The 25621-nt window shown below is 71.9% G+C and carries 21 protein-coding genes; 13 read left to right on the top strand and 8 right to left on the bottom strand.

The annotated features are described in order from the left end of the window. Position 1 precedes the first annotated feature (1 nt). Positions 2-1099: an ABC transporter ATP-binding protein gene (locus tag KGS77_RS11605; RefSeq protein ID WP_242580765.1), complete on the top strand. Its 1098-nt coding sequence runs from the start codon at positions 2-4 to the stop codon at positions 1097-1099. Beyond that, complete coding sequence (locus tag KGS77_RS11600) at positions 1086-2360, top strand: dipeptide ABC transporter ATP-binding protein (RefSeq protein WP_347404470.1); 1275 nt, start codon at positions 1086-1088, stop codon at positions 2358-2360. The genes KGS77_RS11605 and KGS77_RS11600 overlap by 14 nt, the downstream gene beginning before the upstream one ends. 83 nt (positions 2361-2443) lie before the next feature. Here KGS77_RS11600 and KGS77_RS11595 read toward each other — a convergent pair whose 3' ends face one another. The 6 genes from KGS77_RS11595 to KGS77_RS11570 all read right to left on the bottom strand — a co-directional run bounded on the left by KGS77_RS11595 (position 2444) and on the right by KGS77_RS11570 (position 11631). Beyond that, positions 2444-3607 carry an oligopeptide/dipeptide ABC transporter ATP-binding protein gene (locus tag KGS77_RS11595; protein WP_242580764.1) on the bottom strand — a complete coding sequence of 388 codons (1164 nt, stop codon included), beginning with the start codon at positions 3605-3607 and terminating at the stop codon, positions 2444-2446. Positions 3608-3619: 12 nt separating this feature from the next. After that, positions 3620-4684: an ABC transporter ATP-binding protein gene (locus KGS77_RS11590; protein ID WP_242580763.1), complete on the bottom strand. Its 1065-nt coding sequence runs from the start codon at positions 4682-4684 to the stop codon at positions 3620-3622. Positions 4685-4695: 11 nt separating this feature from the next. Next, positions 4696-5667 (bottom strand): ABC transporter permease, encoded by a 972-nt coding sequence (locus KGS77_RS11585; protein WP_242580762.1) that lies wholly within the window; start codon positions 5665-5667, stop codon positions 4696-4698. Between the two features lie 218 nt (positions 5668-5885). Further along, positions 5886-7688, bottom strand: a complete 1803-nt coding sequence (locus KGS77_RS11580) for an ABC transporter substrate-binding protein (RefSeq protein WP_242580761.1) — start codon at positions 7686-7688, stop codon at positions 5886-5888. Positions 7689-7792: 104 nt separating this feature from the next. Then, entirely contained in the window at positions 7793-8827 is a 1035-nt protein-coding gene (locus KGS77_RS11575; protein ID WP_242580760.1) for an ABC transporter permease, read from the bottom strand. Between the two features lie 398 nt (positions 8828-9225). Continuing rightward, a complete protein-coding gene (locus KGS77_RS11570) occupies positions 9226-11631 on the bottom strand; it encodes a prolyl oligopeptidase family serine peptidase (RefSeq protein WP_242580759.1) in 2406 nt (801 codons plus the stop codon). A 334-nt stretch (positions 11632-11965) separates the two neighbouring features. Here KGS77_RS11570 and KGS77_RS11565 point away from each other — a divergent pair, with 334 nt between their 5' ends. The 9 genes from KGS77_RS11565 (at position 11966) to KGS77_RS11525 (ending at position 21440) form a co-directional block, all read left to right on the top strand. Then, complete coding sequence (locus tag KGS77_RS11565) at positions 11966-12160, top strand: hypothetical protein (RefSeq protein WP_242580758.1); 195 nt, start codon at positions 11966-11968, stop codon at positions 12158-12160. 136 nt (positions 12161-12296) lie between these two features. Next, positions 12297-13196 (top strand): N-acetyl-1-D-myo-inositol-2-amino-2-deoxy-alpha-D-glucopyranoside deacetylase, encoded by a 900-nt coding sequence (gene mshB / locus KGS77_RS11560; protein ID WP_242580757.1) that lies wholly within the window; start codon positions 12297-12299, stop codon positions 13194-13196. Beyond that, a complete protein-coding gene (locus tag KGS77_RS11555) occupies positions 13193-13822 on the top strand; it encodes a DUF6113 family protein (protein WP_242580756.1) in 630 nt (209 codons plus the stop codon). Before mshB ends, KGS77_RS11555 begins: the two co-directional genes overlap by 4 nt. A 165-nt stretch (positions 13823-13987) precedes the next feature. Next, complete coding sequence (locus KGS77_RS11550) at positions 13988-16366, top strand: hypothetical protein (RefSeq protein WP_242580755.1); 2379 nt, start codon at positions 13988-13990, stop codon at positions 16364-16366. A gap of 180 nt (positions 16367-16546) precedes the next feature. Next, positions 16547-17506 (top strand): ABC transporter ATP-binding protein, encoded by a 960-nt coding sequence (locus tag KGS77_RS11545; protein ID WP_242580754.1) that lies wholly within the window; start codon positions 16547-16549, stop codon positions 17504-17506. Beyond that, positions 17503-18240, top strand: a complete 738-nt coding sequence (locus tag KGS77_RS11540) for an ABC transporter permease (protein WP_242580753.1) — start codon at positions 17503-17505, stop codon at positions 18238-18240. The genes KGS77_RS11545 and KGS77_RS11540 overlap by 4 nt, the downstream gene beginning before the upstream one ends. Positions 18241-18269: 29 nt before the next feature. Next, on the top strand, positions 18270-19577 hold the full coding sequence (locus KGS77_RS11535) for a sensor histidine kinase (protein ID WP_347404469.1): 1308 nt from the start codon (positions 18270-18272) through the stop codon (positions 19575-19577). A 32-nt stretch (positions 19578-19609) separates the two neighbouring features. Continuing rightward, complete coding sequence (locus KGS77_RS11530) at positions 19610-20215, top strand: response regulator transcription factor (RefSeq protein ID WP_242580751.1); 606 nt, start codon at positions 19610-19612, stop codon at positions 20213-20215. Between the two features lie 136 nt (positions 20216-20351). Beyond that, entirely contained in the window at positions 20352-21440 is a 1089-nt protein-coding gene (locus KGS77_RS11525) for a PP2C family protein-serine/threonine phosphatase (protein WP_242580749.1), read from the top strand. A gap of 133 nt (positions 21441-21573) precedes the next feature. Here KGS77_RS11525 and KGS77_RS11520 read toward each other — a convergent pair whose 3' ends face one another. Both KGS77_RS11520 and KGS77_RS11515 read right to left on the bottom strand, forming a co-directional pair. Beyond that, complete coding sequence (locus KGS77_RS11520; protein WP_242580747.1) at positions 21574-22452, bottom strand: transglutaminase-like domain-containing protein; 879 nt, start codon at positions 22450-22452, stop codon at positions 21574-21576. Between the two features lie 17 nt (positions 22453-22469). Then, positions 22470-23537 (bottom strand): GNAT family N-acetyltransferase, encoded by a 1068-nt coding sequence (locus KGS77_RS11515; protein WP_242580745.1) that lies wholly within the window; start codon positions 23535-23537, stop codon positions 22470-22472. A 139-nt stretch (positions 23538-23676) separates the two neighbouring features. Here KGS77_RS11515 and fdxA point away from each other — a divergent pair, with 139 nt between their 5' ends. Both fdxA and dapC read left to right on the top strand, forming a co-directional pair. Further along, complete coding sequence (gene fdxA, locus KGS77_RS11510; RefSeq protein WP_018089397.1) at positions 23677-23997, top strand: ferredoxin; 321 nt, start codon at positions 23677-23679, stop codon at positions 23995-23997. Positions 23998-24233: 236 nt separating this feature from the next. Continuing rightward, positions 24234-25337 (top strand): succinyldiaminopimelate transaminase, encoded by a 1104-nt coding sequence (gene dapC / locus KGS77_RS11505; RefSeq protein ID WP_242580744.1) that lies wholly within the window; start codon positions 24234-24236, stop codon positions 25335-25337. Positions 25338-25621 lie beyond the last annotated feature (284 nt).

The following is a 25621-nucleotide window of genomic DNA, read 5'->3' as shown; positions in this document are numbered from 1 at the left end:
GATGACGACGCAGGACACGCCGGACGGACCGCGTACGCCGGACGGACCGCGTACGCCGGGCACACCAGGTACGCCGGATACGCCGCAGGAATCGGGCTCGTCGCGGACGCCGCCGGCCGGGCTGCTGGACGTACGGGATCTGAAGGTGGAGTTCCGTACGCGCGACGGGGTCGCCAAGGCCGTCAACGGCGTGAGCTACCGCGTGGCCGCCGGGGAGACGCTGGCCGTCCTGGGGGAGTCGGGCTCGGGCAAGTCCGTCACCGCGCAGGCCGTCATGGGCATCCTGGACTCCCCGCCCGGGTTCGTCACCGGCGGGGAGATCTTCTTCCAGGGGCGGGACCTGCTCAAGCTCGGCGCCGAGGAGCGCCGCAAGGTGCGCGGCGCGAAGATGGCGATGATCTTCCAGGACGCGCTCTCCGCGCTCAACCCCGTCCTGAGCGTGGGGGCGCAGCTCGGTGAGATGTACGAGGTGCACGCCGGCCTGTCGCGCAAGGAAGCGCGCGGCAGGGCGGCCGAGCTGATGGACCGGGTCCGCATCCCGGCCGCCCGGCAGCGGGTGGGGGACTACCCGCACCAGTTCTCCGGGGGCATGCGTCAGCGGATCATGATTGCGATGGCGCTGGCGCTGGAGCCGGATCTGATCATCGCGGACGAGCCGACGACGGCGCTGGACGTCACGGTGCAGGCCCAGGTGATGGATCTGCTCGCGGAGTTGCAGCGCGAGTACAACATGGGACTCATTCTGATCACCCATGACCTGGGTGTGGTCGCGGACGTGGCCGACAAGATCGCGGTGATGTACGCGGGCCGGATCATGGAGACGGCTCCCGTGCACGACCTCTACAAGGCCCCGGCCCACCCGTACACCCGCGGCCTGCTGGACTCCATCCCGCGCCTGGACCGCAAGGGCCGGGACCTGTACGCGATCAAGGGCCTGCCGCCCAACCTCACCCGTATCCCGCCGGGGTGCGAGTTCAACCCGCGCTGCCCGATGGCCCAGGACGTCTGCGTCACCGACCGGCCGCCGCTGTACGACGTGGCGCACGGCCGGGCCAGCGCCTGCCACTTCTGGAAGGAGACGCTCGATGCGGCGCGGTGACCAGGGAGGGGGCGGGGCGGCGGCGGAGCGGGAGGTGACGCGGGAGCCGCAGGTGGCGCGTACGGCCGCCGGCGAACCGGTCCTTCAGGTACGGGGCCTGGTCAAGCACTACCCACTGACCCGGGGCATCGTGGTCAAGAAGCAGGTCGGCGCGGTCAAGGCCGTGGACGGCGTCTCCTTCGACCTGGCCCGGGGCGAGACGCTGGGCATCGTCGGCGAGTCGGGCTGCGGGAAGTCGACGGTGGCCAGGATGCTGGTCGGCCTCGAAGCGCCGACGGCCGGCCGGATCCTGTACCGGGGCGAGGACATCACCAGGCTGTCGGGGCGCGCGCTGAAGGCCGTACGCCGCAACATCCAGATGGTCTTCCAGGACCCCTACACCTCGCTCAACCCGCGGATGACGGTCGGTGACATCATCGGCGAGCCGTACGAGATCCACCCCGAGGTGGCGCCGAAGGGCGACCGGCGGCGGAAGGTCCAGGAGCTGCTGGACGTCGTGGGTCTGAACCCGGAGTACATCAACCGCTATCCGCACCAGTTCTCCGGCGGCCAGCGCCAGCGCATCGGCATCGCCCGCGGCCTGGCCCTGCGCCCCGAGGTCATCGTCGCCGACGAGCCGGTCTCCGCGCTGGACGTCTCCGTACAGGCCCAGGTCGTCAACCTCCTGGAGCAGCTCCAGCGCGAGTTCGACCTCTCCTACGTCTTCATCGCCCACGACCTGTCGGTGGTCCGGCACATCTCCGACCGGGTGGCGGTGATGTACCTCGGCCGCCTGGTGGAGACCGGTACGGACGAGGAGATCTACGACCACCCCACCCACCCGTACACCCAGGCCCTGCTGTCCGCCGTACCGGTGCCCGACCCCGACGCGCGCGCCCGCCGGGAGCGCATCCTGCTGGCCGGGGACGTGCCCTCGCCGGCCGATCCGCCCTCCGGCTGCCGTTTCCGTACGCGCTGCTGGAAAGCCCGGGAGCGGTGCGCGCTGGAGGTGCCGGCGCTGGCCGTACCGGCTGAGTTCCGGCTGCTGGGCGGGCCCGCGGCACACGACTCGGCCTGTCACTTCGCCGAGGAGCGCCACGTGGTGCCGCCGGCGGACGAGGGCACGCGAGCAGACGGTGGCACACCGGCGGGTCCGCCGGCGGACGACGGCGCTCGGGCCGGTATGCGGACGGAGGACGGCACGCAGGTGGACGGTGGCACACGGGCGGGTCCGCAGGCCGGCCCACGGCCGGACGGCAGTGGGGACGCCGGCCCCTGGTGAGCACCGCGAGACCGGGCCCCGCCTCCCTCGTGCGGGGGTGTGGGAGGCGGGGCCCGTTCCGAGCGGAGGCTGTCGAGACCGGGTCAAGGGGTCTTGCCGGGCTCCTCACCGGCCGGACCGGCCGGTGATTCCTCGGCGTTCGCCTCCTCGATCGCGGCCAGTGCCGGGTCCAGGACGATGTCCTCTTCCCGCGCCGCGGTCGTCGGTTCCTCGGGGAAATGACAGGCCGTCAGGTGCCCGTCCCGGTTGCCGGAGAGCTGTACGAGCGGCGGCTCCTCGGTCGCACAGCGCTCCTTCGCCTTCCAGCAGCGGGTGCGGAAGCGGCAGCCGGAGGGCGGGTTGACGGGCGAGGGCACGTCACCGGCCAGCCGGATGCGCTCGCGCGTCTCCTCCTCGGACTCCACCAGCCGGGCCTCGGGCACCGCGGACAGCAGGGCGTGGGTGTAGGGGTGGCGAGGGTGGTCGTAGATGGACTCCCGGTCGCCGACCTCGACGATCTTCCCCAGGTACATGACGGCCACGCGCTGGCTGAAGTGCCGCACCACCGCCAGGTCGTGGGCGATGAACAGGAAGGCGATGCCCATCTCGCGCTGGAGTTCCTGGAGCAGGTTGACGACCTGGGCCTGGATGGAGACGTCCAGCGCCGAGACCGGCTCGTCGGCGACGATCAGCTTCGGCTGCAGGGCGAGCGCGCGGGCCACGCCGATGCGCTGGCGCTGGCCGCCGGAGAACTCGTGCGGGAAGCGGTTGTAGTGCTCGGGGTTCAGGCCCACGATCTCCAGCAGTTCGCGGGCCCGGGCCTCCAGGCCCTGGGGCGGCCGGATGTCGTTGATCTCCATCGGGCCGCGGATGATCGCGCCGACCGTCTGGCGCGGGTTGAGGGACGCGTACGGGTCCTGGAAGATCATCTGGATCTCGGAGCGGACCGGCGCCAGCTCCTTGCGGCCGGCGTGGGTGATGTCCCGCCCGGCGTAGGTGATCTTGCCTGCGGTGGGCTCCAGCAGCCGGGTCAGCAGCCGGCCGGTGGTGGACTTGCCGCAGCCCGACTCGCCGACCAGGCCGAAGCTCTCGGCCGGCCGGACGGCCAGGTCGATGCCGTCCACTGCCTGGACCGCGCCGACCCGCCGCTTGAACGGGAAGCCGCCGTAGATCGGGAAGTGCTTGGTCAGCCCCTCGGCGACCAGCAGCGGCTCGCCCGAGGGGGCCGGGGCGGGCCGGGTGCCGGGCAGGGTGACGTTCTCGCTCATCGTGGTTGCTCCCTAGCCCAGCCGGGGCTTGATCTGCTCGGTGAAGAAGTCGTGCTTCTGTTCGGGTGTCAGATGGCAGGCCGAGGCCCGTCCCGGCGCCAGCGGCGGGCGCTCGCCGGCGCAGCGGTCCTCGCCGACCTCCTGCACGAAGCCGCACCGGGGGTGGAAGGGGCAGCCGGACGGCGGGTCGAGCAGGCTCGGCGGGGCGCCGGGGATCGGGTGCAGCTCCTCGCCCACGTCGGAGGACAGCCGCGGCATCGAGGACAACAGGCCCCAGGTGTACGGGTGTTGCGGCTCGGCGAGGATCTCCTTGACGGAGCCGCGCTCCACGGCCCGGCCCGCGTACATCACCAGCAAGTCGTCCGCGGTGTTCGCGACGACCCCGAGGTCGTGGGTGATCAGGATGATCGCCGAGCCGAACTCCTGCTGGAGGTCCTTGAGGAGGTCCAGGATCTGGGCCTGCACGGTGACGTCCAGAGCGGTGGTCGGCTCGTCCGCGATCAGCAGCTCCGGGTTGCAGACCAGCGCCATGGCGATCATGGCGCGCTGGCGCATACCGCCGGAGAACTGGTGCGGATAGTCGTCCACCCGCAGTGCCGGCTGCGGGATGCCGACCTTGGTGAGCATCTCCACCGCCCGCTGCCGCCCCTCGCGCCGGCTCGCGCCGGTGTGCTTGATGAAGGGCTCGGCGATCTGCCGCCCGACGGTGTAGTACGGGGACAGCGCGGTCAGCGCGTCCTGGAAGATCATGGCCATCTTGTTGCCGCGCAGCCGCTCCAGGGTCTTCTCCCGGGCGCCGGTCAGCTCCTGGCCGTCCAGCACGATCTCCCCGGTGACCACGGTGGTCTTGGGGTTGTGCAGCCCCAGTACGGCCAGGTTGGTCACGGACTTGCCGGAGCCGGACTCGCCGACGATGCCCAGGGTCTGGCCCCGTTCCAGGTCGAAGGAGAGCCCGTCGACCGCCTTGACGATGCCGTCCTCGGTGGAGAACCGCACGTACAGGTCGCGGACGGACAAGAAGGGGTCCGTTCCCGCCGGGGCCGGCGTGCCCTCGGCCTTGGTCAGTGGTGTGGTCACGTCAGGCTCTCCTAGGACAGGCGCACGCGCGGGTCGATGAAGGCGTACGTCGCGTCCACGATGATGTTGAACAGCAGGATCAGGGACGCGCTGAAGAGCAGCACGCCCATCACCATGGGCAGGTCGAGGGTGGTGACGGAGTTGATCGCCAGCCGTCCCAGCCCGGCCAGCGAGAAGGTGTACTCGGTGATCATGGCGCCGCCGAACAGCGACCCCAGGTCCATGCCGAGGATGGTGACGATCGGGATCAGCGAGCCGCGCCAGGCGTACCGCAGGAAGACGTAGCGGCGCGGCATGCCCTTGGCCTTGGCCGTCCGTACGTGTTCCTCCTGGAGCTGCTCGATCATGGTCGAGCGGGACATACGGGTGTACTGCGCCGTGAAGATCGTCGACATCACCAGCCACGGCAGCAGCAGCCCCATGAACCAGCCGGCCGGGTCGGAGGTGAAGTCCACGTACTTGGGCGCGGCCATGATGCCGCTGTAGACGAACAGGCCCAGCACCACCGGCCCCAGGATGTAGATCTGCACCGAGCTGAGGACCATGGACGCGCCGGTGACGCCCTTGTCCAGCAGGCTGCCGCGCTTCCAGGCGGCGAGCAGCCCGGCGCCCAGGCCGATCGTCAGGAAGACGACGGCCCCGCCGATGGCCAGCGACGCCGTGGTGGGCAGCCGGTCGATCATGGTGTCCCACACGTTCTGCTTGGTGGCGAAGGAGTAGCCGAAGCAGGGGGCGGGGCAGTGCCCGACGGTGAAGTCGCGCCCGGCGAAGATGCCCACCACGAAGTCCCAGTACTGCTGGATCAGCGGCTTGTCCAGGCCGAGGTTCTGGTGGATGAGCGCGATGTTGTCGGCCGTGCAGTTCTTGCCGCAGGACATCAGTGCCGGGTCGCCCGCGGAGAAGAAGACGAAGAAGGTGAAGGCGCTCAGGAGGATGAGGATGACGATGGCGCCGAACGTCCGGCGAATTAGGAAGGGAAGCATGGCGTTCGCTGCTCTCAGGACGGCGGCGGCAGTGGGTCGGGATCGCGGGGGAGGGCCCCGGGGACGCGCGCTCCGCCCTGCGCGCGCCGCCCGGGTGCCGTCCCTGCCAGGTGCTTACTTCTGGTTCTTCCGGTGCTTTCGGTGCTTGGGGTGCATCCGCTGCTTCGGGTGCTCCCGGTTCTTCGGGTGCCTGCGGCACGTCGAGTGCTCCGGGCCGCTCACTTCTTCAGGTAGAGCGTCGTGGGGTCGAGGTAGTTGACGTCGTCGCTGTAGCGGGTGCCGCCGACGTCGGAGCCGTAGAGCTGGAGCATCTTGGTGTAGAAGACCGGGACCGCCGGGTTGATCTTCTCCACGATGTACTGGTGGAGCTTCTGCCACTCGGGGATGGTCTTGTTCACGTCGGTGATCTGCTGGATGCGCTTGATCTCGGCGTTGACGTGCGGGTCGTTGAGGTGGGAGTAGTTGGAGGCGCCGTCCTGGATCTGGGTGCCGTCGAAGGACGGCGGGATGACGGTGGAGGGGTCCGGCCAGTCCTGGCCCCAGCCCGTCATGTAGATGTCGAAGCCGTTGTCGACCTTGCCCATCTGCTCGTACCAGGAGGCGGAGTCGATCTCCTTCTTCTGTACGTCGAAGCCCGCCTTGGTCAGCGCGTCCTCGATGACCACCGACTCCTTCTGGCGGATCTCGGTGTTGGAGTAGGCATAGACCAGCTTCATGCCGACCTTGCCGGCCTTCTTCAGCAGCTCCTTGGCCTTGTCCGGCTCACCGTTGGGGTGGCTGATCTTCCCGTACGGGTCGTAGCCCTTCTTGTAGCCCGCGACGGTCGGTGCGAGCAGGCCGCCGGCGATCTCACCGCCGTAGCTGCCGCCGTTGACCCGGACGATCTGCCCGTTGGGCATGGCGTAGGTGATCGCGTCACGGATCCGCTTGTCCTTGATGCGGTCCATGTTCATGTTCATCTGCCAGACGTAGGGCTGGTAGCCCTGGACGAGCCGCTTGCTGGCGCTGGGGTCGGACAGGACCTGCTTGGTCAGGGTGGGCTCGACGGAGTTGGTGAAGCTGATCGCGTGCTTGGCCTCGCCCTGGTCGGCCATCAGGCGCTTGGTGGAGTCCGACGCCTGGTGGTTGAAGGTGATGTCGAAGCCGTCGACGTACTGGTGGCGCATCGAGTCGGTCTTGGGGTCCCAGTTGGTGTTCCTCACCAGCTTCATGGACTTGCCGGCCTTGAATGACGCGATCTTGTACGGGCCCGCGCAGACCGGCGCCACGTCGTACTTGTCCTTGGTGTCCTTGGCGCTGTTGGGTACGACGCTGTACCCGGCCATGGTCAGCGCGTAGGGGAGCTGGGTCTGCGGCTGCTTGAAGTGGAAGATCACCGTTTTGCCGTCCGGGGTGTCCAGGACGGAGCTGGGCAGGTGCTGGCCCTTGTACGGGCCGTCCGGCAGCGCCTTGCGGTAGGCGGTGCCGGTGCCCGAGAGCCACTGCTGGACGTAGATCGGGCCGTCGGTGATGAACTTGGCGTACATCCGCTCGATGCTGTGCCGGATGTCGGCCGAGGTGATCGGCTTGCCGTCCTCGAACTTGATGCCCTCCTTGAGCGTGTACTTCCAGGTCCGGCCGCCGTCGGACATCTGGCCGGCGTCGGTGGCCAGGTCGCCCACCACCATCTTCTTGCCGCTCTCGTCCGTCCGGAAGGTCGTCAGCCCGCGGAAGATCAGCCGGGAGAGCAGGCCCTGGTCACTGACGTACATCTGTGCCGGGTCCAGGTGGTTGTAGCTGTCCCGGGCGTAGACCCGGATGGTGCCGCCGTTCCTGGCGCCCGCTACGGTGAACGCGGGGCCGTTGGAGTCGGCGGCCTTGGCCAGCGGAACGGCCTTGGCCTGGGCGGCGGCCTCCTTGTCGTTCGCGCCCTCCTTGTTCTTGCCGGTACCACCGCCGCTGGAACAGGCGGTCAGCGCGAGCGATCCGGCCGCCAGGGCCACGACCACGGCACGCGCTCTGCGCGCGGAGAAGGTGTTCATGACGTGGAAAGCACCTGCCTGTCAGTTGGTGTCCATGAGCGCTGCCTGACGCATCCGGCGGGCGACCGGTGCGGGGGTGGCAGCCGTCCCCCTCAAGTGAGCTGTCAGCGCCCCGACTTGGGGTCGAAGGCGTCCCGGACCGAGTCCCCGAGCAGGTTGAAGCAGAGAACGAAGATCACCATCGTCACGCCGGGGAAGAACAAGTAGGTCGGGTCGTTCTCGTAGACGCTGCCCGCCGTGTGGAACATCCGGCCCCAGTCGGGCGTCGGCTCCATGATCCCGACGCCCAGGTAGGACAGGCCGGCCTCCGCCGTGACGAACAGCGGCAGCATGTACGTGCTCTGCACCAGGATGGGCGTGACCACATTGGGCAGCAGCTCCTTGCGGATGATCCGCCACGGTGACGCGCCGGTGATCTTCGCCGCCTCGACGAACTCTCTCTCGCGCAGCGAGAGCACCTGTCCGCGCAGCAGCCGGGCCAGGCCCATCCAGCCCAGGAACCACTGGACGATGATCAGCGCCACCACGCGGACGTACGTCGGGGTCTCGTCCGAGGGCGGTACGAACAGGGCCACGACGACGGGCATGAAGGCCACGAAGGTCAGTTGGCTCGGGAAGGCGAGCAGGAAGTCGATCAGCCGGCCGAGCCAGTAGTCCGCCTTGCCGCCCAGGTACCCGGCGGTGACACCCAGGACGGTTCCGGTGATGACGACCAGGATGGTGACGGCCAGCGAGATGCCCAGCGAGGTGCGCATGCCGTACAGCAACTGCGTGAACACGTCCCGGCCCAGGGAGGGTTCGATGCCGAACCAGAAGTCGCCCGAGATGCCGCCGTTGGGTGCCATCGGGTAGCCGAACTCGTCCAGCAGGTTGAAGTCCTCGTTGCCGTACAGGGTGTACGGGTCCTTGCCGTACAGCTTGGAGATCACCGGGGCGAGCGCGGCGAGGACGAAAAACAGTAGTACGATGACCGCGCAGGTCACCCCGGTACGGTCCCTGCGGAAGCGGAGCCACATCAGTTGACCGGGGGAGCGGCCGGTCAGCTCGCCGCTCTTGCGGTCCTTCTGCTTGATCAGACTTTCCGGTCCAAGTCCTGGGGTGTCGGTCTTGGTCACCGCGGCCTGGGATGGACTAGTCATCGCGAAGTGCCCCCGCGCCTAGTTCTCTTGGAACGTGGAGCGGCGCACGGTCGCACCGCTGATTGAGCGGACTTTCGCAAGTGATTTATGGCGGAGTCAAGGGGATGACGTGTGCGGACATTCACCGGGATCGCTTCTTGAGCGAAGATTGCGCAGATTGACGCGGCGGCGTGCTTGACAGGCGCGGACGGTGGGCGTCATGGGCGACATGTCGTGCCCAACTTCCTTAACAGCCCGGTAACTTGACTGTCGCAACTCCGATATACGGACGCGACACGCTGGACAGCGTACGGCCGTGCGGGTGCCGTGAGCCGGCCGGGACGCCTCCACGGGGTCCCGGCCGGCAGGTGGTCACGGGTTCGTCCGGCGGTCCGTACGCCGGTGTCCCGCGGGGTCGCTCAGGACATCCCCAAGGACCGCTTGAGGAACGCGACTTGGAGCAGCAGGAGGTTCTCCGCCACCTGCTCCTGCGGTGTCATGTGGGTGACGCCCGACAGCGGCAGCACCTCGTGCGGGCGGCCCGCGGCCAGCAGCGCCGAGGACAGCCGCAGGGTGTGCGCGGCGACCACGTTGTCGTCGGCCAGCCCGTGCATGATCAGCATCGGCCGGTGCTGATCGGCGGCCTCCACCAAACCGCCGTCGTCCACGAGGGAGTTGACGCGGTACACCTCCGGGTCCTGGTCGGGGTGGCCGTAATAGCGCTCCGTGTAGTGGGTGTCGTACAGCCGCTGGTCGGTGACCGGCGCGCCCACCACACCCGCGTGGAAGACGTCGGGGCGGCGCAGCACCGCCAGCCCGGCCAGCATCCCGCCGAAGGACCAGCCGCGGATGCCGACCCGGCCCAGGTCCAAGGGGAAGCTGCCGGCCAGTGCGTGCAGCGCGTCGATCTGGTCCTGGAGGGCCTTGGCCGCCACGTCCCGGCAGATGTCCTTCTCCCAGGCCGGTGAGCGGCCCGGGGTGCCCCGGCCGTCCGCCACGATCACCGCGAAGCCCTGGTCGGCGAACCACTGAGAGGTGAGGTGGGCGTTGTGCGCGGCCACCACACGCTGTCCGTGCGGCCCTCCGTAAGGGTCCATGAGGACCGGCAGCGGGCCGTCGGCGTCCCGGTACCCGGTCGGCAGCAGCACCGCGCAGGGGATCTCCCGCTCGCCGGCCGTCACGAAGCGCGGGCGGGCGGTGATCACCGGGGTTTCGGCGTACGAGCCGATGGCGGCCAGCGGCGTGCCGGTGCCGTCCGCGGTCAGCCGTACCACCTCGACCTCGGTCCGCGGGTGCTCGGCGGACAGATGGGAGAGCACGGTGATCTCACCGGCCCGTACGGCGGAGGAGACGGACGGGTACGGGCGTGCGGCCACCCGCTCCCAGCCTTGCGCCGCTTCGGCCGCCTTGGCCGCCTTGGCCGCTTCGGCGGGCGGTGTGGTGTGCCGGCCGTGGCTCCCTGCCTCGTCCCCTGCCTCGTCCACGGTCCCGTGCCCGTCGTCGCCGACGTGGCGGTAGCAGGCGCGGTACACGCCGATGTCGTGGTTGTCCCGGCCGCTCGCCGAGAACAGGACGTCCTGTTCGCCGATGTCCAGGACGGCCCGTACGTGCAGCGGCGCCGCGGTCAGCGGACGGCCGTCGACGAACAGCTTCCGCGCGCCGTCCTCGTCCGCGATCCGCACCAGGCGTCCGTCCGGCGTCCAGGCCGGCACCCCGGGGTGCAGTTCCAGCCACGCCGGGTCCTGTTCGACGAGCAGGGTGCTGGTCGCCCCGGTCGCGGTGTCGACCGTCAGGTAACGCTGCTCGCGCTGGTCGCGGGTCTGCACCAGCAGCAGCGGCGGGCCCGCGGCGGACCAGTGGACCCGCGCGAGGTAGGGGTAGCGTTCGCGGTCCCAGACGACGTCCGTACGCCCGCCGTCCAGGTCGAGCAGGGCCAGGCCGACATCGGCGTTGGGGGTGCCGGCCGCCGGATAGGTGATCTCGGAGGGGCGCCGGTCGGGGCGGGCGGGGTCGGCGATCCACCAGCGCTGCACCGCCGACTCGTCGACCCGGGCGGCCAGGAGCCGGTCGCTGTCGGGCGACCACCAGAAGCCGCGGTGGCGGGCCATCTCCTCGGCGGCGATGAACTCGGCGAGTCCCCAGGTGACGCCGGGGCCGTCGGGCTCGGCCAGGACGCGGTCGCGCAGCGGGTGGCCGGCGGGCGTGGCCGTACGGTGCTGCCCGCCGCCGGATGGTCGGTTTTCGGCCAGGCCGCTGCCGGGAGTGCCGCCGTGGGGCGAGCCCCTTCCGGGTGCGTCGCTGCCGGGCGTGCTGCTGGCCGGCGTCGCGTCCGGCTCCGCGGGTCTTTCGTCGGTGGCGACGACCCGCAGGGCCCCCATCGATACATATGCGACGTGACGGCCGTCCGGGGACGGGCGGGGGTCCACGACAGGACCGGGTACGGGAAGTTCGCGCGTGGTGCCGGCCCGCAGTTCGGAGACGAACAGCCGTCCGGAGAGGGTGAAGGCGGCCAACTCCACCGCGGCGTCCACCGCGTAGTTGACGACCCCCGCCGATCCCTCGCGGGTCCGTTCGCGGCGCGCCCGCTCCTCGGGGGAGAGTTCCTCGGCCGCCCCGGCGAGCAGGGTCACGGGGTCGGCGACCGCGAACTCCCTGCCTTCGTCCAGGTCAAGGACCCACAGCAGATTCGCTCGATCGATACCGGTCCGGGACCTGATGAAGGTGACGCGACGTCCGTCCGGCGAGACCGCGAAGCCACGCGGTGAGCCCAGGGAAAAGCGTTGGGTGCGGGCGTGTTGCCGGGGAAATGAGAGCTGTCCGGTCATGCGGAGAGCCTAGGGGCCCGGTCGTCAAAATCTCGTCGGCTCCGGGCGGACGACGCTACTTCGACGACAGGGCCCAGGGTGCCCGCCGCGCCCACGCCGGGTTCCACAAAGTGCCGGGGCTCCGGCATACGGTGGACACGCTCGCGGCGATCTCGTGCGCCCCCGTTCTGCTCCCGTGCACCGACATATGCACGAGCACGGAAAGTTATGATCCCTTGCGCACAGTGGGTACGGGGTATGGAGCCTGTGACATCCCCTTGCCCGGCGGGGCCGCCGACCCGTCCCCGCGCCGCCCAATGCTGTACCGACCGCGCGTACTTGGAGGTGAACCGCCGTGGCACTCTCGATTTCAGCGGTGGTGCTGCTGGCGATCGTCGTCTTCCTGCTGGTGAAGAAGTCCGGGCTGAAGCTGGGACACGCGCTGGTGTGCATGCTGTTGGGCTTCTATCTGGCCAGCTCGTCCATCGCGCCGACGATCAAGCAGTTGACGACGAACGTCGCGGGAATGCTCGGCGGCATCAGGTTCTGACCGCGGGCGGGCACACCCGGCCCGCCACGGGCACCGGCGGCGCGCAGGAGCCGGACCGGCCTTTCGGTGCCGGTCCGGCTCCTGCGCGCCGCCGTCCGGCTCGTGGGCGGCGGCACGCGGCTCGTACGCTGTCCCCATGACCGACCTTCCCCCCCGCCGTCTGCTCTTGGTGCACGCGCATCCGGACGACGAGTCGATCAATAACGGCGCCACCATGGCCAAATACGCGGACGAGGGCGCCCTGGTCACGCTGGTGACCTGCACCCTCGGCGAGGAGGGCGAGGTGATCCCGGCCGAGCTGGCCCACCTCGCGCCCGACCGGGACGACGCCCTGGGCCCGCACCGCATCGGCGAACTGGCCGCCGCCATGAAGGCGCTCAAGGTCCACGACCACCGCTTCCTGGGCGGCGCCGGCCGCTACCGCGACTCCGGGATGATGGGCGCGGCGCAGAACGACCGGCCGGGCGCCTTCTGGCAGGCCGACCCGGACGAGGCCGCCGGGCATCTGGTGGAGGTCATCAGGGAGGTGCGTCCGCAGGTTCTGGTGACGTACGACCCCGACGGGGGATACGGGCACCCGGACCACATCCAGGCGCACCGGGTGGCGATGCGCGCCGCCGATCTGGCCGCCGACCCGCACCACCGCCCGGAGCTGGGCGAGCCGCACACGATCCGCAAGATCTACTGGAACTGCAACCCTCGCTCGGCGGTCGAGGAGGGTTTCGCGCGGCTGCGCGCGGCCGGCCGCTCCTTCCCGGGCATCGCCTCGGTGGAGGACGTACCGGGAGTGGTGGCGGACACCGAGGTCACGGCGACGATCGCGGGCGGCGAGGTGTACGGGGCGGCGAAGGCGGCTGCCATGCGGGCGCACGCCACCCAGATCGCGGTCGACGGCCCCTTCTTCGCGCTCTCCAACGACCTCGGGCAGCCGCTGTTCGCGGACGAGCACTACCGGCTCGTACGGGGCGTCGCGGGCGTGGCGGACGGCGGACGCGAGGATGATCTCTTCGCGGGCATCGAGGAGGCGGCGGTATGAGCGCATCGCAGGGCGCGGCGAAGGGCGGGCCGGGCAACGGCCGTACGGGCGGAACCGGCGGCGGGGCCAGGCGCACCCGCGCCGGGACGGGCAGCGGGGTCACGGCGGGTGCCGGGGCCAAGGAGGGTGCTGGGGCCAAGGAGGGCGCCGGGGCCGGACCGGTGGCCGGCGAAGGCGGCGGGAAGGGCGCGGCGCGTGGGAAGGGCGCGGCACGGCCGTCGGGCCCGTCGGCGCCCGGCACGCCCCCGGCCGCCTCTCCGTCCCCCGGCCGCCTGGGAACGTATGTGCTCCTGCTGGTGGTCGGTGCGCTGGTCGCCGCCGCCGGCGCGCTCGTCCAAGCCGCGTGGTTCCCGGGCGGCTTGCTACTCGCACTGCTCGGCGCCGGCGGCCTCTTTTACGGTGGCGGAAAACTGACCGGGACGACGGCCGGGGTGCTGGCGCCGGGCGCCGGCTGGCTGGTGGCCGTCATCCTGCTCAGCGACACCCGCCCTGAGGGGGACTTCCTCTTCGGCGCCGGACTGGGCTCGTACGTCTTCCTGTTGGGCGGCATCGTCGTGGCTGTGATCTGTGCCACCACCGCGCAGATCCGTTCGGCGAACGCGCGGGCGGCCCGACTTGGCCGATGACGCGCTGACCGGGGTGATCTGTTCCGGTGCCGCGCCATGGTCCGTATCAGGGACGTCCGTACGCTCTCCGGATGCCCCTGGGCGGCGGACAGTATGGTGGTGCGCGCCGCCGAGCCGCCCAAGCACCTTACTGACGAGCGGCGGAGCCAACCGGGAGAACCTGCTTTGAGTCGTGAATCTGACAGTTCGACCTCCGGCCCCCAGGGCCGCGGCGGTGCCGCGTACCCGTCGGGGACGCCGCCGTACGGAACGCCTCGGGAGGAGGCCGACGAGGCCGCGGCGGCCGGTGCCGCGGCGAAGCCGGAGGACCAGAAGACCGAGACCACGCTGACGACGCGGATCAAGATCAACATTCCGGGGTCGCGCCCCATTCCGCCCGTCGTCGTGCGCAAGCCCGTCGGCGAGGAGGCCGGAATGAGTGGATCGTCCGGTTCCGCAGGGTCCGGCGGGTCCACCGGGCCCGGCGCCACCGGCCCGGCCGGCGGGCCCGAGCGAGGTACGGAGCGTACGGGCGGCGCGCCGCGGCCCGACGCCCCGGCAGCGGCCGAGACGCCCAAGAGTGCCCCGGCCGAGAAGACCACCAGTGACTGGTTCTCGCCCCGCAAGCCGGCCACCTCCGCCGGTTCGTCCGGCACGAAGGGTGCGCCGGGTGCCTCCGCGCCGGGTGCTTCCGCGCCCGGAACCTCTGCGCCCGGAACCTCCGCGCCGGGGGCCGCTTCGGCGCCCGCGGCCGGCCGGCCCGCGTCGCCGCGCCGCCCCGACCTGCCCTACTTCTCCGACAACGGCTCCGCGCAGGGCGGGGGGTCCCCGCTGGACGGCGGTCCCTCGCAGGGCGGCGGCCCCTCGCAGGGCGGCGCGTCCCCGTTCGACGCGCCGGCCGGCCCTTCGGCCGGACCCAGCCCCTTCGACGCCCCCGCGGGACCGGCGCCGACCGCGCCGTTCTCCCACGGCCCGGCCGCTCCCAGCGGCCCGACGACCGGCCCGGCCGGCGGCGACATGAGGCTCGACCCGCCGCCGGGCTTCAGCGGCCCGGGCGGCGAGAACACGCCCCGCATGAGCGATGACACCGCGGTGCTCACCCCGCAGTCGCCCGCCCCGCCGCCGGCGGCCCCGGGCGGCGGCCCGGGCACCGGCGCGGGCATCGCGGGCGGTGTCGCCGGCGGTACCCCCACCGGTCCCAAGGCGGGCGGCGCCGAGCCGGGCGGCCCCAAGGGCCCGGACGCCGAGATCCCCGGGCCGGGACAGAAGGCGGACCGGAACGGCGGCTCGCGGCGTGGCGGCAACGGCGGCGGCAAGCGCGGCAAGGGAGGCAAGGGCGGCAAGCCCGCCGGGCCCGGGAACGGAGCCGCGCCCGGAACCGGAAACGGCCCCGCGAACGGACCGGGATTCGCCGGCGGGCCCGGAGCAGGGACCGGAACCGGGACCGGCGGCAGCGGTGACCGGGTGTCCGGCGACACGCTGGTCGGCGGCATCCCGGCGGTCCCGTCGGCCGACACCCCGCCCGCGCCCTTCCCGCCCGGCCCGGCCACCGGCACCGGCACCGGCCGCCCCGCCGGTACGCTCCCCAAGATTCCCGAGCCGATCAACCCGCCCAAGAAGAAGGGCCGGAGCAAGATCGTCCTGCTGGCCGTGGGCCTCGTCGGCCTGGCCGGTGTCGCGTACGGCGCCGGACTGCTGCTCGACCACGCCGACGTCCCCAACGGCACCACCGCGCTGGGCGTCGACATCGGCGGCGCCAGCAAGGACGACGCCGTCAAGCGGCTCGACGCGGCCCTGAAGGACCGCCGTACGCAGCCGCTGAAGCTGGTGGTCGACGGCAAGGAGCAGTCCCTGGACCCGGCCAAGGCCGGCCTGGACATCAACACCCAGGCCACCGTCCGGGACGCGGAGGGCCGCGACTACAACCCGGTCTCGGTCATCAGCTCGCTCTTCGGCGGCAAGCGGACGGCCCAGCCCGCGATGATCGTGGACGAGGAGAAGCTCACCAGCGCCCTCCAGGCCCTGGCCTCCCCGGCGGGCAACGCCAAGGAGGGCTCGATCACCTTCGAGGACGGCAAGGCGGTGCCGCACTACGGGACCCCGTACAAGGCGGTGGACGTCGCCGCGTCCCGCAAGAAGATCGCCGAGGCGTACCGTCAGCGCGCCATGACCGGCAAGGACACGCCGCTGACGCTGACCGCCACCGAGCAGCAGCCGAAGGTCGGCAGGGCCGCGGTCGACAAGGCGATGAAGGAGTTCGCCGAGCCCGCGATGTCGGGCCTGGTCACCATCGAGGCGGGCCCCGGCCACCGGGTCCTGTTCAGCCCGCAGAAGTCGATCCCGAAGTTCCTGTCGATGACAGCGGTCAACGGCGCGCTGACGGAGCACTACGACCTCAAGGTGCTCCAGGAGCTGTACGGCAACGCCTTCACCGGTGTCACCGTCCAGTCCGCCCAGGGCAAGCGGGAGGTTCTTCCGCAGGACGTGGCCGCGGCGCTGAGCAAGGCGCTGCGCGGCACCACCCCCGCCGACCGGACCGTCTCCATCCTGACGAACGGCAACTGACCCACCGCTCCGGGGGACCCACGGCGGGCCCCCGGAGCCCACGGCCGCCACCGCCCCGCACCCATGTGTCCCCCGGGACCCTTAGGGACCCCTAGGGGACATCCCCCATGACATCTGTCATCGCCGAGTCCAGACGTCCGACACTGCCGGACGCCCCCCGGTACCGGCGAAGCTGAAGGCATGACGAGCACAGCCCCCTCCCCGGCCGCCACCCGCGGCAGCCACGGCGCGCCACCGCCCGTGGTCAGCTTCCAGCAGGTCACCAAGAGCTACGGCACCGTACGCGCCGTATCCGGTCTGAGTCTGGAGCTGCGGGCCGGCCAGACCGTCGCCCTGCTCGGCCCGAACGGCGCCGGCAAGTCCTCCACCCTCGACCTGCTCCTGGGCCTGCGTACGCCCGACTCCGGCTCGGTGTCGCTGTTCGGCACCACCCCGCAGCGCGCCATCGAGCAGGGCAAGGTCGGTGCGATGCTGCAGAGCGGCGGCCTGATGGAGTCCGTACGGGTCAGGGAGCTGGTCAAGCTCGCCTGCGATCTCCACCCGCGCCCCCACCCCGTCGACCAGGTGCTGGCCGACGCCGGGATCACCGACATCGCCGACCGCATGGTCGACAAGCTCTCCGGCGGCCAGGCGCAGCGGGTCCGCTTCGCCCTGGCCACCGCCGGCGCCAACGACCTGATCGTCCTGGACGAGCCGACGACCGGCATGGACGTCAGCGCCCGGCAGGCGTTCTGGGGCTCGATCCGGGCCCAGGCCGAGCAGGGCCGTACGGTCCTGTTCGCCACCCACTACCTCGAAGACGCGGACGAGGTCGCCGACCGGGTGGTCGTGCTGCACCGGGGACGGGTGCTGGCCGACGGGACCGCCGCGGAGATCAAGGCCAGGGCCGGGGCCCGCCGGATCGCCTTCGACCTCCAGGAGCCGGTCGACCGGGCCGCGCTGCGCGGCCTGCCGTTCCTGACCTCGGTGGAGATATCGGGCCAGACGGTCCGTATGCAGTCCAAGGACCCCGACGCGACCGTGCACGCGCTGTACGCGATGGGCCTGTACCCGCGCAACCTTGAGGTCGCGGGCCTGGGCCTGGAACAGGCGTTCATCGCCATCACCGACGCCGCGAGCGCTGAGGAGGCAGCCCGATGACCACGCTGATCAAGCTGGAGATCGCCCGCGCGCTGCGCAACAAGATGTTCCTGTTCTTCTCGGTGATCTACCCGTCGGCGCTCTACCTGCTCATCGCGGGCCGCGCGGACCACACGCCGATGCCGGGGACCACCTTGGACATGGGCCTGTACTTCATGGTGTCCATGGCCTCCTTCGGCGCCATGACGGCCGTGCTGCTGGGCAACAGCGAGCGGATCGCCAAGGAGCGCGCCAACGGCTGGGTACGGCAGCTAAGGCTGACCGCCCTGCCCGGACGCGGCTACGTCGCCGCCAAGATGGGCGCCGCCGCGGCCATCAGCCTGCCGACGATCGTCCTGGTCATGATCGTCGCGGCGGTGGTCAACGGCGTACGGCTGGAAGCCTGGCAGTGGCTCGCCGTCCTGGCCTGCACCTGGCTCGGCAGCTTCGCCTTCGCCGCCCTGGGCGTCGCCATCGGCTACCTGGCCAACGCCGACACCGTCCGCCCGATCTCCATGCTGGTCTACTTCGGACTGTCCTTCCTCGGCGGGCTCTGGATGCCGCTGACGGTGCTGCCGAAGTGGGCCCAGGACATCGCCGAGTGGGTACCCAGCAACGCGTACGCGGCGCTCGGCAGGGCCGTCGAGGCAGGCAGCGCGCCGCACGTCAAGGACATCGCCATCCTCCTCGGCTACCTGGTGGTCTTCGCCGGCGCCGCGGCCTGGCTGTACCGCAAGGACACCCGCAAGGCGTGACCCCGTGAGGACGAAGAAGGCATGAGCCCGTGAAGAGCGAGCCCGTGAAGGCGCAGTGCGAGCCGGACGACCGCAACCCCATGATGATGGGGCAGGCGCCGCGCAACCGGCGCCAGGCCATCGGCAAGACGATGGTGGCGGCCATCTGGCTGCTCTACGCCGCGGGGCCGGTGTGGGACCTGTTCGTCAACCACACCACGACCGTCGAACGGCTGTGGGGCGCGCTCGGGCTCGCCTCCTTCGTCACCACCTACCTGCTGCTGATCTCCCGGCACATGCGGGGCGTCCTGGGGGAACGGCTCAAGCAGCCGGGGCTGGCGGTGCTCACGGTCCTGTGCGTCGCGCTGTCCCTGACGCTCGGCCCGCCCTGGCTGGTGCTGTTCATCTTCACCTCCGTGGCCGCCGCCATGGTCATGCCCTGGCGGCTGTCGCGGTGGCTGGTCCCGCTGACCACCCTGGTGCTGGTGGGCGTCGGCGCGTGCCTGCCCGAGGCATGGCCCTACTACCTCCTCGCCTACGGGCTGCCGTGCCTGGGCAGCGGCTACACGATGATCGGCGTCCAGTACCTGATCCATACGACCAAGGAGCTGAGGGCCGCGCGCGAGGAGGTCGCCCGGCTCGCCGCCAACGAGGAGCGGCTGCGGCTCGCCCGCGACCTGCACGACCTGCTCGGCCACTCGCTCTCCCTGATCACGCTCAAGAGCGAGCTGGCCGGGCGGATGCTGCCGCAGCGGCCCGAGGAGGCGGCCCGGCAGGTGCGGGACATCGAGCGGGTCAGCCGGCAGGCCCTGGTGGACGTCCGGGAAGCCGTCACCGGCTACCGGCGTCCCCGGCTGGCCGTCGAACTGGCCGGGGCGCGGGCCGCACTGCGCACCGCGGGCGTGAACGCCGCCGTCGACCCGGCGCTGGAGGCCGGGCACCGGGGGCTTGCGAGGGAGGAGGAGGGCGCGCTGGCGTGGGCGCTGCGGGAGGCCGTCACCAATGTCGTACGGCACAGCGGCGCCGGACGCTGCGAGATCCTCCTCACCGAGGAGTGGGAGGCCGACGAGCGCCGCTATCTGTGCCTGGCCGTGCTGGACGACGGGGACGGGCCGCCGCGCGGCAAACCGCACGAGGGCAACGGCCTGAGCGGCCTGCGGGAGCGGCTGGCGCTGGCGGACGGCCGGCTGGAGACCGGCCCCGCACCTCGCGGGCGGGGCTTCGCCCTGCGCGCGTACGTACCGCTGAGCGCATCTCCTGTCGCGGCGAGCCCCGAAGCGGCCACCCCGGCCGTGCCCGCTCCCGGCCCGCCCGGACCGGCCGCCACCGAAAGCCCGGAGACCGGGCCGGCGGGGTGAGGCGGGCCCGTGCGCGGCACTAGGCTGACGGCATGATCAGACTCCTGCTGGCCGAGGACCAGTCCATGGTCAGGGAGGCGCTCGCCGCACTGCTGGGACTGGAGGAGGACCTGGAGGTGGTGGCGCAGGCGGCCCGCGGCGACGACGTGCTGCCGGCGGTCCGCGCCCACGACGTGGACGTCGCCCTGCTGGACATCGAAATGCCCGGCATGAGCGGTCTGGACGCCGCCGCGCTGCTGCGCGGCGAGTTCCCGGACCTGAAGGTCGTCATCCTCACCACCTTCGGCCGCCCCGGCTATCTGCGCCGGGCGATGGAGTCCGGCGCACACGCCTTCCTCGTCAAGGACGCCCCGGCGGCGCAGCTCGCCGACGCCGTACGGCGGGTGCTGCGCGGCGAGCGGGTCATCGACCCGGTGCTGGCGGCGGCGGCCCTGGCCGACGGTGCCAGCCCGCTCACCGACCGGGAGCGCGAGGTGCTGCGCGCGGCGGCCGACGGCTCCACCAACGCCGAGATAGCCCGTGCCCTGCACCTCTCGCAGGGCACCGTCCGCAACTACCTCTCCCTGGCCATCCAGAAGACGGGTGCCCGCAACCGCGCCGAGGCGGCCCGCACCGCGCGCGACAAGGGCTGGCTGTAACCGGAGGCGGCCCGGAGGGGGCCCCGGGGACCGGCGTCCGGGTCCCCACAGGCCCGGCGACACGCCCTGCGACACGCCCGCGGGGACTTTCGCCTCTGGGCGCCGGTGCACGGTGTGACGCAGGCTGAATGGTGTTATGCCTGCCTCCCGAGCGGCCACGGGCGCCGCGAACACCGGCCGGGGTTTCTCCCTGGGCCTGATCGCCGTCCTCGTCGCCATCACGGCCGTGGACGCGATGCTGGGCCCCGACACCCACCTCGCCCTGTTCCTGGGCATCATTCCGCTGATCGGCGCGCTGCGCTGCTCCCGCCCCTGCTCGGTGGTCGTGGCCACCGTCTACGTCCTGTGTCTGACCTACACCTACCTGTTCACCCTCACCCATTGGGCGACGGCCAGCAGGGTGGTCGGTGTCTTCGGCGCGGTGCTGGTGGCCGTCTTCTCGATCGTGCTGTGCCGCATCCGGCTGGAGCGTGAGGTCCTGTACGCGCGCACCAGCCTGGTCGCCGACGTCGTCCAGCGGGCGATGATGCGCGAGCTGCCGCTGACCGCCGGACCGCTGCGGGCCTTCGGGTTCTACGTCTCCGCCCAGGAGGGCGCCCGGGTCGGCGGCGACATATACGAGGCGGTGGACACCCCGTTCGGCCGGCGGGTGATGATCGGCGACGTCCAGGGCAAGGGCGTGCCCGCCATCGGCGCGGGCCACGAGATCCTGGCGTCCTTCCGCGAGGCGGCCCATCACAAGGAGGCGCTGGAGGTCGTCGCCGAGCGCATGGAGCAGGCACTGACCCGCTACAACACCCAGTCGGTCGAGCACGGCGCCCAGGAGCGCTTCGCCACCGCACTGCTGCTGGAGCTGCGCGAGGACGGGGCCCGCGCGCTGTCCTGCGGGCACATCTCCTACTTCCGCTTCCGCCACGGCGAGATCATCGAGTGCACCGACGGCGAGGGCGCGCTGCCGCTGGGGCTCGGCACGCTGACCGGCGAGCCCCGGCGCGGTGTGGAGATCGAGCCGCTGGCGGACGACTGGATCCTGCTGTGCACCGACGGGGTGACCGAGGCCCGCGGCGCGGACGGGTCGTTCTACCCGCTGCGCGAGCGGCTGGCCCGCTGGACGCACCTGGAGCCGGCCGAGCTGGCCCGGACCCTGCGCGCGGACCTGGAGCACTTCTCCGGCGGCGAGCTGAAGGACGACGCGACGCTCCTGGTCGTACGCCGGGAGCCGTGAGGCGCGGGTACGCCGGGAGGCGGGAGCCGTGAGGCGCGGCGGCGCGGGTGACGTGGTGTGCATGTCGAGGTGCGGGTGACGCGGTGCGGCTGAGCGGTGCGGGTTCCGGCGGGGTCCGGCCGGGCGACGTGGCTCAGTTGAGCATCGCCCGCGCCGCGGCGGCCTGACGGCGGACCGCCCGCGCGGTCGCCGGCTCGACCGGCTCCACGATCCGCGCGTACTCCTCCAGTTCCGCCGCCCCCTTGAGGAAGTCGCCGCGCTGCACCAGCAGTTCGGCGTGCTCATGACGCAGCCGCGCCGGACGGCTCGGCAGCAGCAGCGACAGCTCCACCGCCCAAAGCTGCACATCGCTGCGCTCGGGCCGGGCCGCCGCCCACGCGCGGATGTTGTTCAGCACCCGCAGCGCGATCTCCAGCGGCCCGGCGGGGGTGAGCATCTGCGCGGTCAGCGGCGCCCCGGTGGCGCCCGCGACCAGCACCGCCGCGTCCTCGTCGGTCAGCAGCCGCCCGCCGTCGAACGGGTCGGCCAGCACGTACCGCCCGTACGGATCCCCGAAACCCACGACGAAGTGCCCCGGCAGCGCCACCCCGTACACCGGCGCCCCGGCCCGTCGCGCCACCTCCATCCACACCACCGACAGCAGGATCGGCAGCCCGCGCCGGCGCCGCAGCACCTCATGGAGCAGCGAGGACTCCAGGCGCCGGTAGTCCGCGGGCGAGCCCCGGAAGCCGAACCGGGTGCCGAGGAGTTCGGCGACGTTACGGGCCCAGGGGCGGGGGCCGCCGGACGGCGCGTACGGGAGCAGGCCGGCCAGCCGGTCGAGTTCGATCTGCGCCGCGTCGATCCCGGCCCCGTCCAGCGCGGGGTCGGCCTCCGCGGCGATGAGCAGGCACAGCAGCGCGAGGTCGGGCCGCTCCTCGCGGGCGGCCCGCGCGAACTGCCGCCGCCGGGCGGCCGATCCGCCGTCCGGCTCGGGGTGGGGGCCCGGGTTCGGGTCGGGGTCCGGATGCATAGCAGGGTCGTACCCGTTCAGTGGGCACCTCCCTGGGAGGCGCGCCAATGGTGGTGGAAGTGATGGGTGGTGAAACCCATGCCGTCATAGAACGTGCGGGCGCTGTCGTTGTCCGCCTCCACCTGGAGATACGCGGCCGAGGCGCCCTCGTCCAGGGCCTTGCGGGCCAGGGCGGCCATCACGGCGGTGGCCAGTCCCCGCCGCCGGTGGGCGGGATCGACCTCGACGGCCGCGAACCCGGCCCACCGCCCGTCCACCACACAGCGGCCGATCGCGACGGGCGCCGCCGCCCCGCCGGTGCCCTCCACCTCCTCCGTGCCGTGCGGATCCGTCCCGTTGCCCTGGTCCGGCCCCGCCACGCTCGCGAACCACACCGACGGCCCGCCGCGCAGCACCTGGAGCACCTCGGGGGAGGGCCGGGCCGAGCGCCGGTAGCGCCGCAGCCACGCCGGGCCGATGTCGCGCGAGAGAGTCACCCGCGTCAGGTCCGCGGTGGTGTCCGCCAGCGGTGCCAGTGCCGCCACCCGCACCTCCGTCACCGCCTCCCGCGTCCACCCGCGGCTCGCCAGCTCGGCCGCCAGCCGCTCCTGGGTGTCCGCCGCACCCGTACTGACCTGAAGGTACGCGGGCAGTCCACGCTCCCGGTACCAGGCCCGTACCTGGTCCAGGGCCGCGTCCAGCGGCATACCGGGACCGCCCAGCGGCAGCACGGAATTGGCGCGGCGGGTGAAGCCGCCGGCCGCGCGCAGTTCCCACTCCCCGATCCGCGCGCTCTCCACGGGCGGCCAGGCGCGGGCGGCGGCGCGGTCCAGTTCCCGGGCGCCGGCGGCGGGGCCCCGGCGGCGGGCCGGCGCCGCGGGCACCACCTTGCCCGCCACCAGAGCCGACTCCTCGATCCGGACGGACTCCCCGTCCCGTCGTGTGATGCTCAGCACACCCGCGTCCCAGGACGTGAGGACACCGACGGTGTCGGTGAAGCCGCCGGCTCCCGGGGCAGTGCCGGTACGGCGCCGGACAGATACCCTTTTGCCCACGTCAGCACGGTTGATACGGACCTCCAGCCGTCCGCCGGCAGTGAATTCCACGGCTCTACCCGCCCCTCTTGTTCGTCTCCTGCCCGGGAACGGAGATACTAGGTGCGGGCATCGACGACGCCGCGCTCCCGCGCGCCCCGCGGCGGAACTGCCAATCGGTCCGCCAGCCCTACCGAGGAGGAACGACAGCGTGACCTACGTCATCGCGCAGCCTTGTGTCGACGTCAAGGACAAGGCATGCATCGAGGAGTGCCCCGTCGACTGCATCTACGAGGGCTCCCGGTCCTTGTACATCCACCCGGACGAATGCGTTGACTGCGGAGCCTGTGAGCCGGTCTGCCCGGTCGAGGCGATCTTCTACGAGGACGACACCCCGGAGGAGTGGAAGGACTACTACAAGGCGAACGTGGAGTTCTTCGACGAGCTCGGTTCGCCCGGTGGTGCCAGCAAGCTCGGTCTGATCGAGCGGGACCACCCCTTCATCGCAGCGCTGCCGCCGCAGAACCAGTAAGCGGGCGCGCGGCGCGCCGCCTCGGTCCCGTACGGCCCGCTCCTGCCGTGCCCGGCTGCTCCGGCTGCCCGGCGCGGGAGAGCGCGCGCCGTACGGGACCGAGGCGCTTGTCCTCCCGTTTCCCGATGTGTGACGCGTGAGACGGGAGTGAACCCGGCGACGCCGGGGCGGGTGCCGCCCGGCCCGTCACCGGGCGTGCCACCCTTCATGGCACCGGACCGACGAAAGAGAGCACCGTGGGCGCAGTCTCATCCCGTCTTCCCGTCTTCCCCTGGGACCGGCTGGAGCCGTACAAGGCTACGGCCGCCGCGCACCCGGACGGCATCGTCGACCTGTCCGTCGGCACGCCGGTCGACCCGGTGCCCGCGCTCGTCCGGCAGGCGCTGACGGACGCCTCGGACAGCCCCGGCTATCCCACGGTGTGGGGCACGCCCGCCCTGCGTGACGCGCTCACCGGCTGGGCCGCGGCCCGGCTGGGGGCCCAGGGGCTGGAGCACACCAACGTGCTGCCGGTGGTCGGCTCCAAGGAACTGGTGGCCTGGCTGCCGACCCAGCTCGGCCTGGGCGCCGGTGACAAGGTGGCCCATCCGCGGCTGGCCTACCCGACGTACGAGGTGGGCGCGCGGCTGGCGGGCGCCGAGCCGGTGGTCTACGACGACCCGTGGGACCTGGACCCCGCCGGCGTACGGCTGCTGTGGCTGAACTCGCCGTCCAACCCCACCGGCCGGGTGCTCGGCGTCCAGGAACTGCGCCGGGCCGTGGCCTGGGCGCGCGAGCACGGCATCCTGGTCTTCAGCGACGAGTGCTACCTGGAGCTGGGCTGGGACGCCGAGCCGGTCTCGGTGCTGCACCCGGACGTCTGCGACGGCTCGTACGAGGGCGTCGTGGCCGTCCACTCGCTCTCCAAGCGCTCCAACCTCGCCGGCTACCGCGCCGCCTTCCTCGCCGGTGACCCGGCGGTCCTGGGCGAGCTGCTGGCCATCCGCAAGCACGGCGGAATGATGATCCCCGCGCCGGTGCAGGCCGCCACGGCCGTGGCGCTGGGGGACACCGCCCATGTCACCGAGCAGCGGGAGCGGTACGCCCGCCGGCGCTCCGCGCTGCGCGGGGCCCTGGAGTCGGCCGGGTTCCGCATCGAGCACAGCGAGGCGTCGCTGTACCTGTGGGCGACGCGCGACGAGCCGTGCTGGGACACCGTCGGCGATCTGGCCAAGCGCGGCATCCTCGTGGCGCCGGGGGACTTCTACGGGACGGCGGGGGAGCGGTTCGTACGGATCGCGTTCACCGCGACCGACGAGCGGGTGGCCGCGGCGGTCCAGCGGCTCGGCGAACAGGGCTAGGGCGTTTCTGATGGATCTCCGTGGAAGACGGAGCGGTGTTCGGTGCGTGCGCTCGGCGTGCGGTGTGAAGGGTCATGTGGCGGAGCCACCTGTCCCTTTGCGCCGTGCGGCGAGGGTGCGTGCCGGGCGTCGCGAGGCCGCGGAGATCCGTCAGAAGCGCCCTAGCGACCGTCTGCCGTACGTACGGCAGACGGCGGGCCGCCCGTACGTACGGCGCACCGCAAGCCTCGTACGCAGGGGAATCAGGCACCGGCAGACACGGGAAACAGGCACGGGAAAGGGGC

Source organism: Streptomyces sp. MST-110588 (assembly GCF_022695595.1).
In the GTDB taxonomy this organism is placed as follows: Bacteria; Actinomycetota; Actinomycetes; order Streptomycetales; family Streptomycetaceae; genus Streptomyces.
Note: the sequence above shows the minus strand (reverse complement) of the source record. Positions and strands in the feature narration are given on the sequence as shown.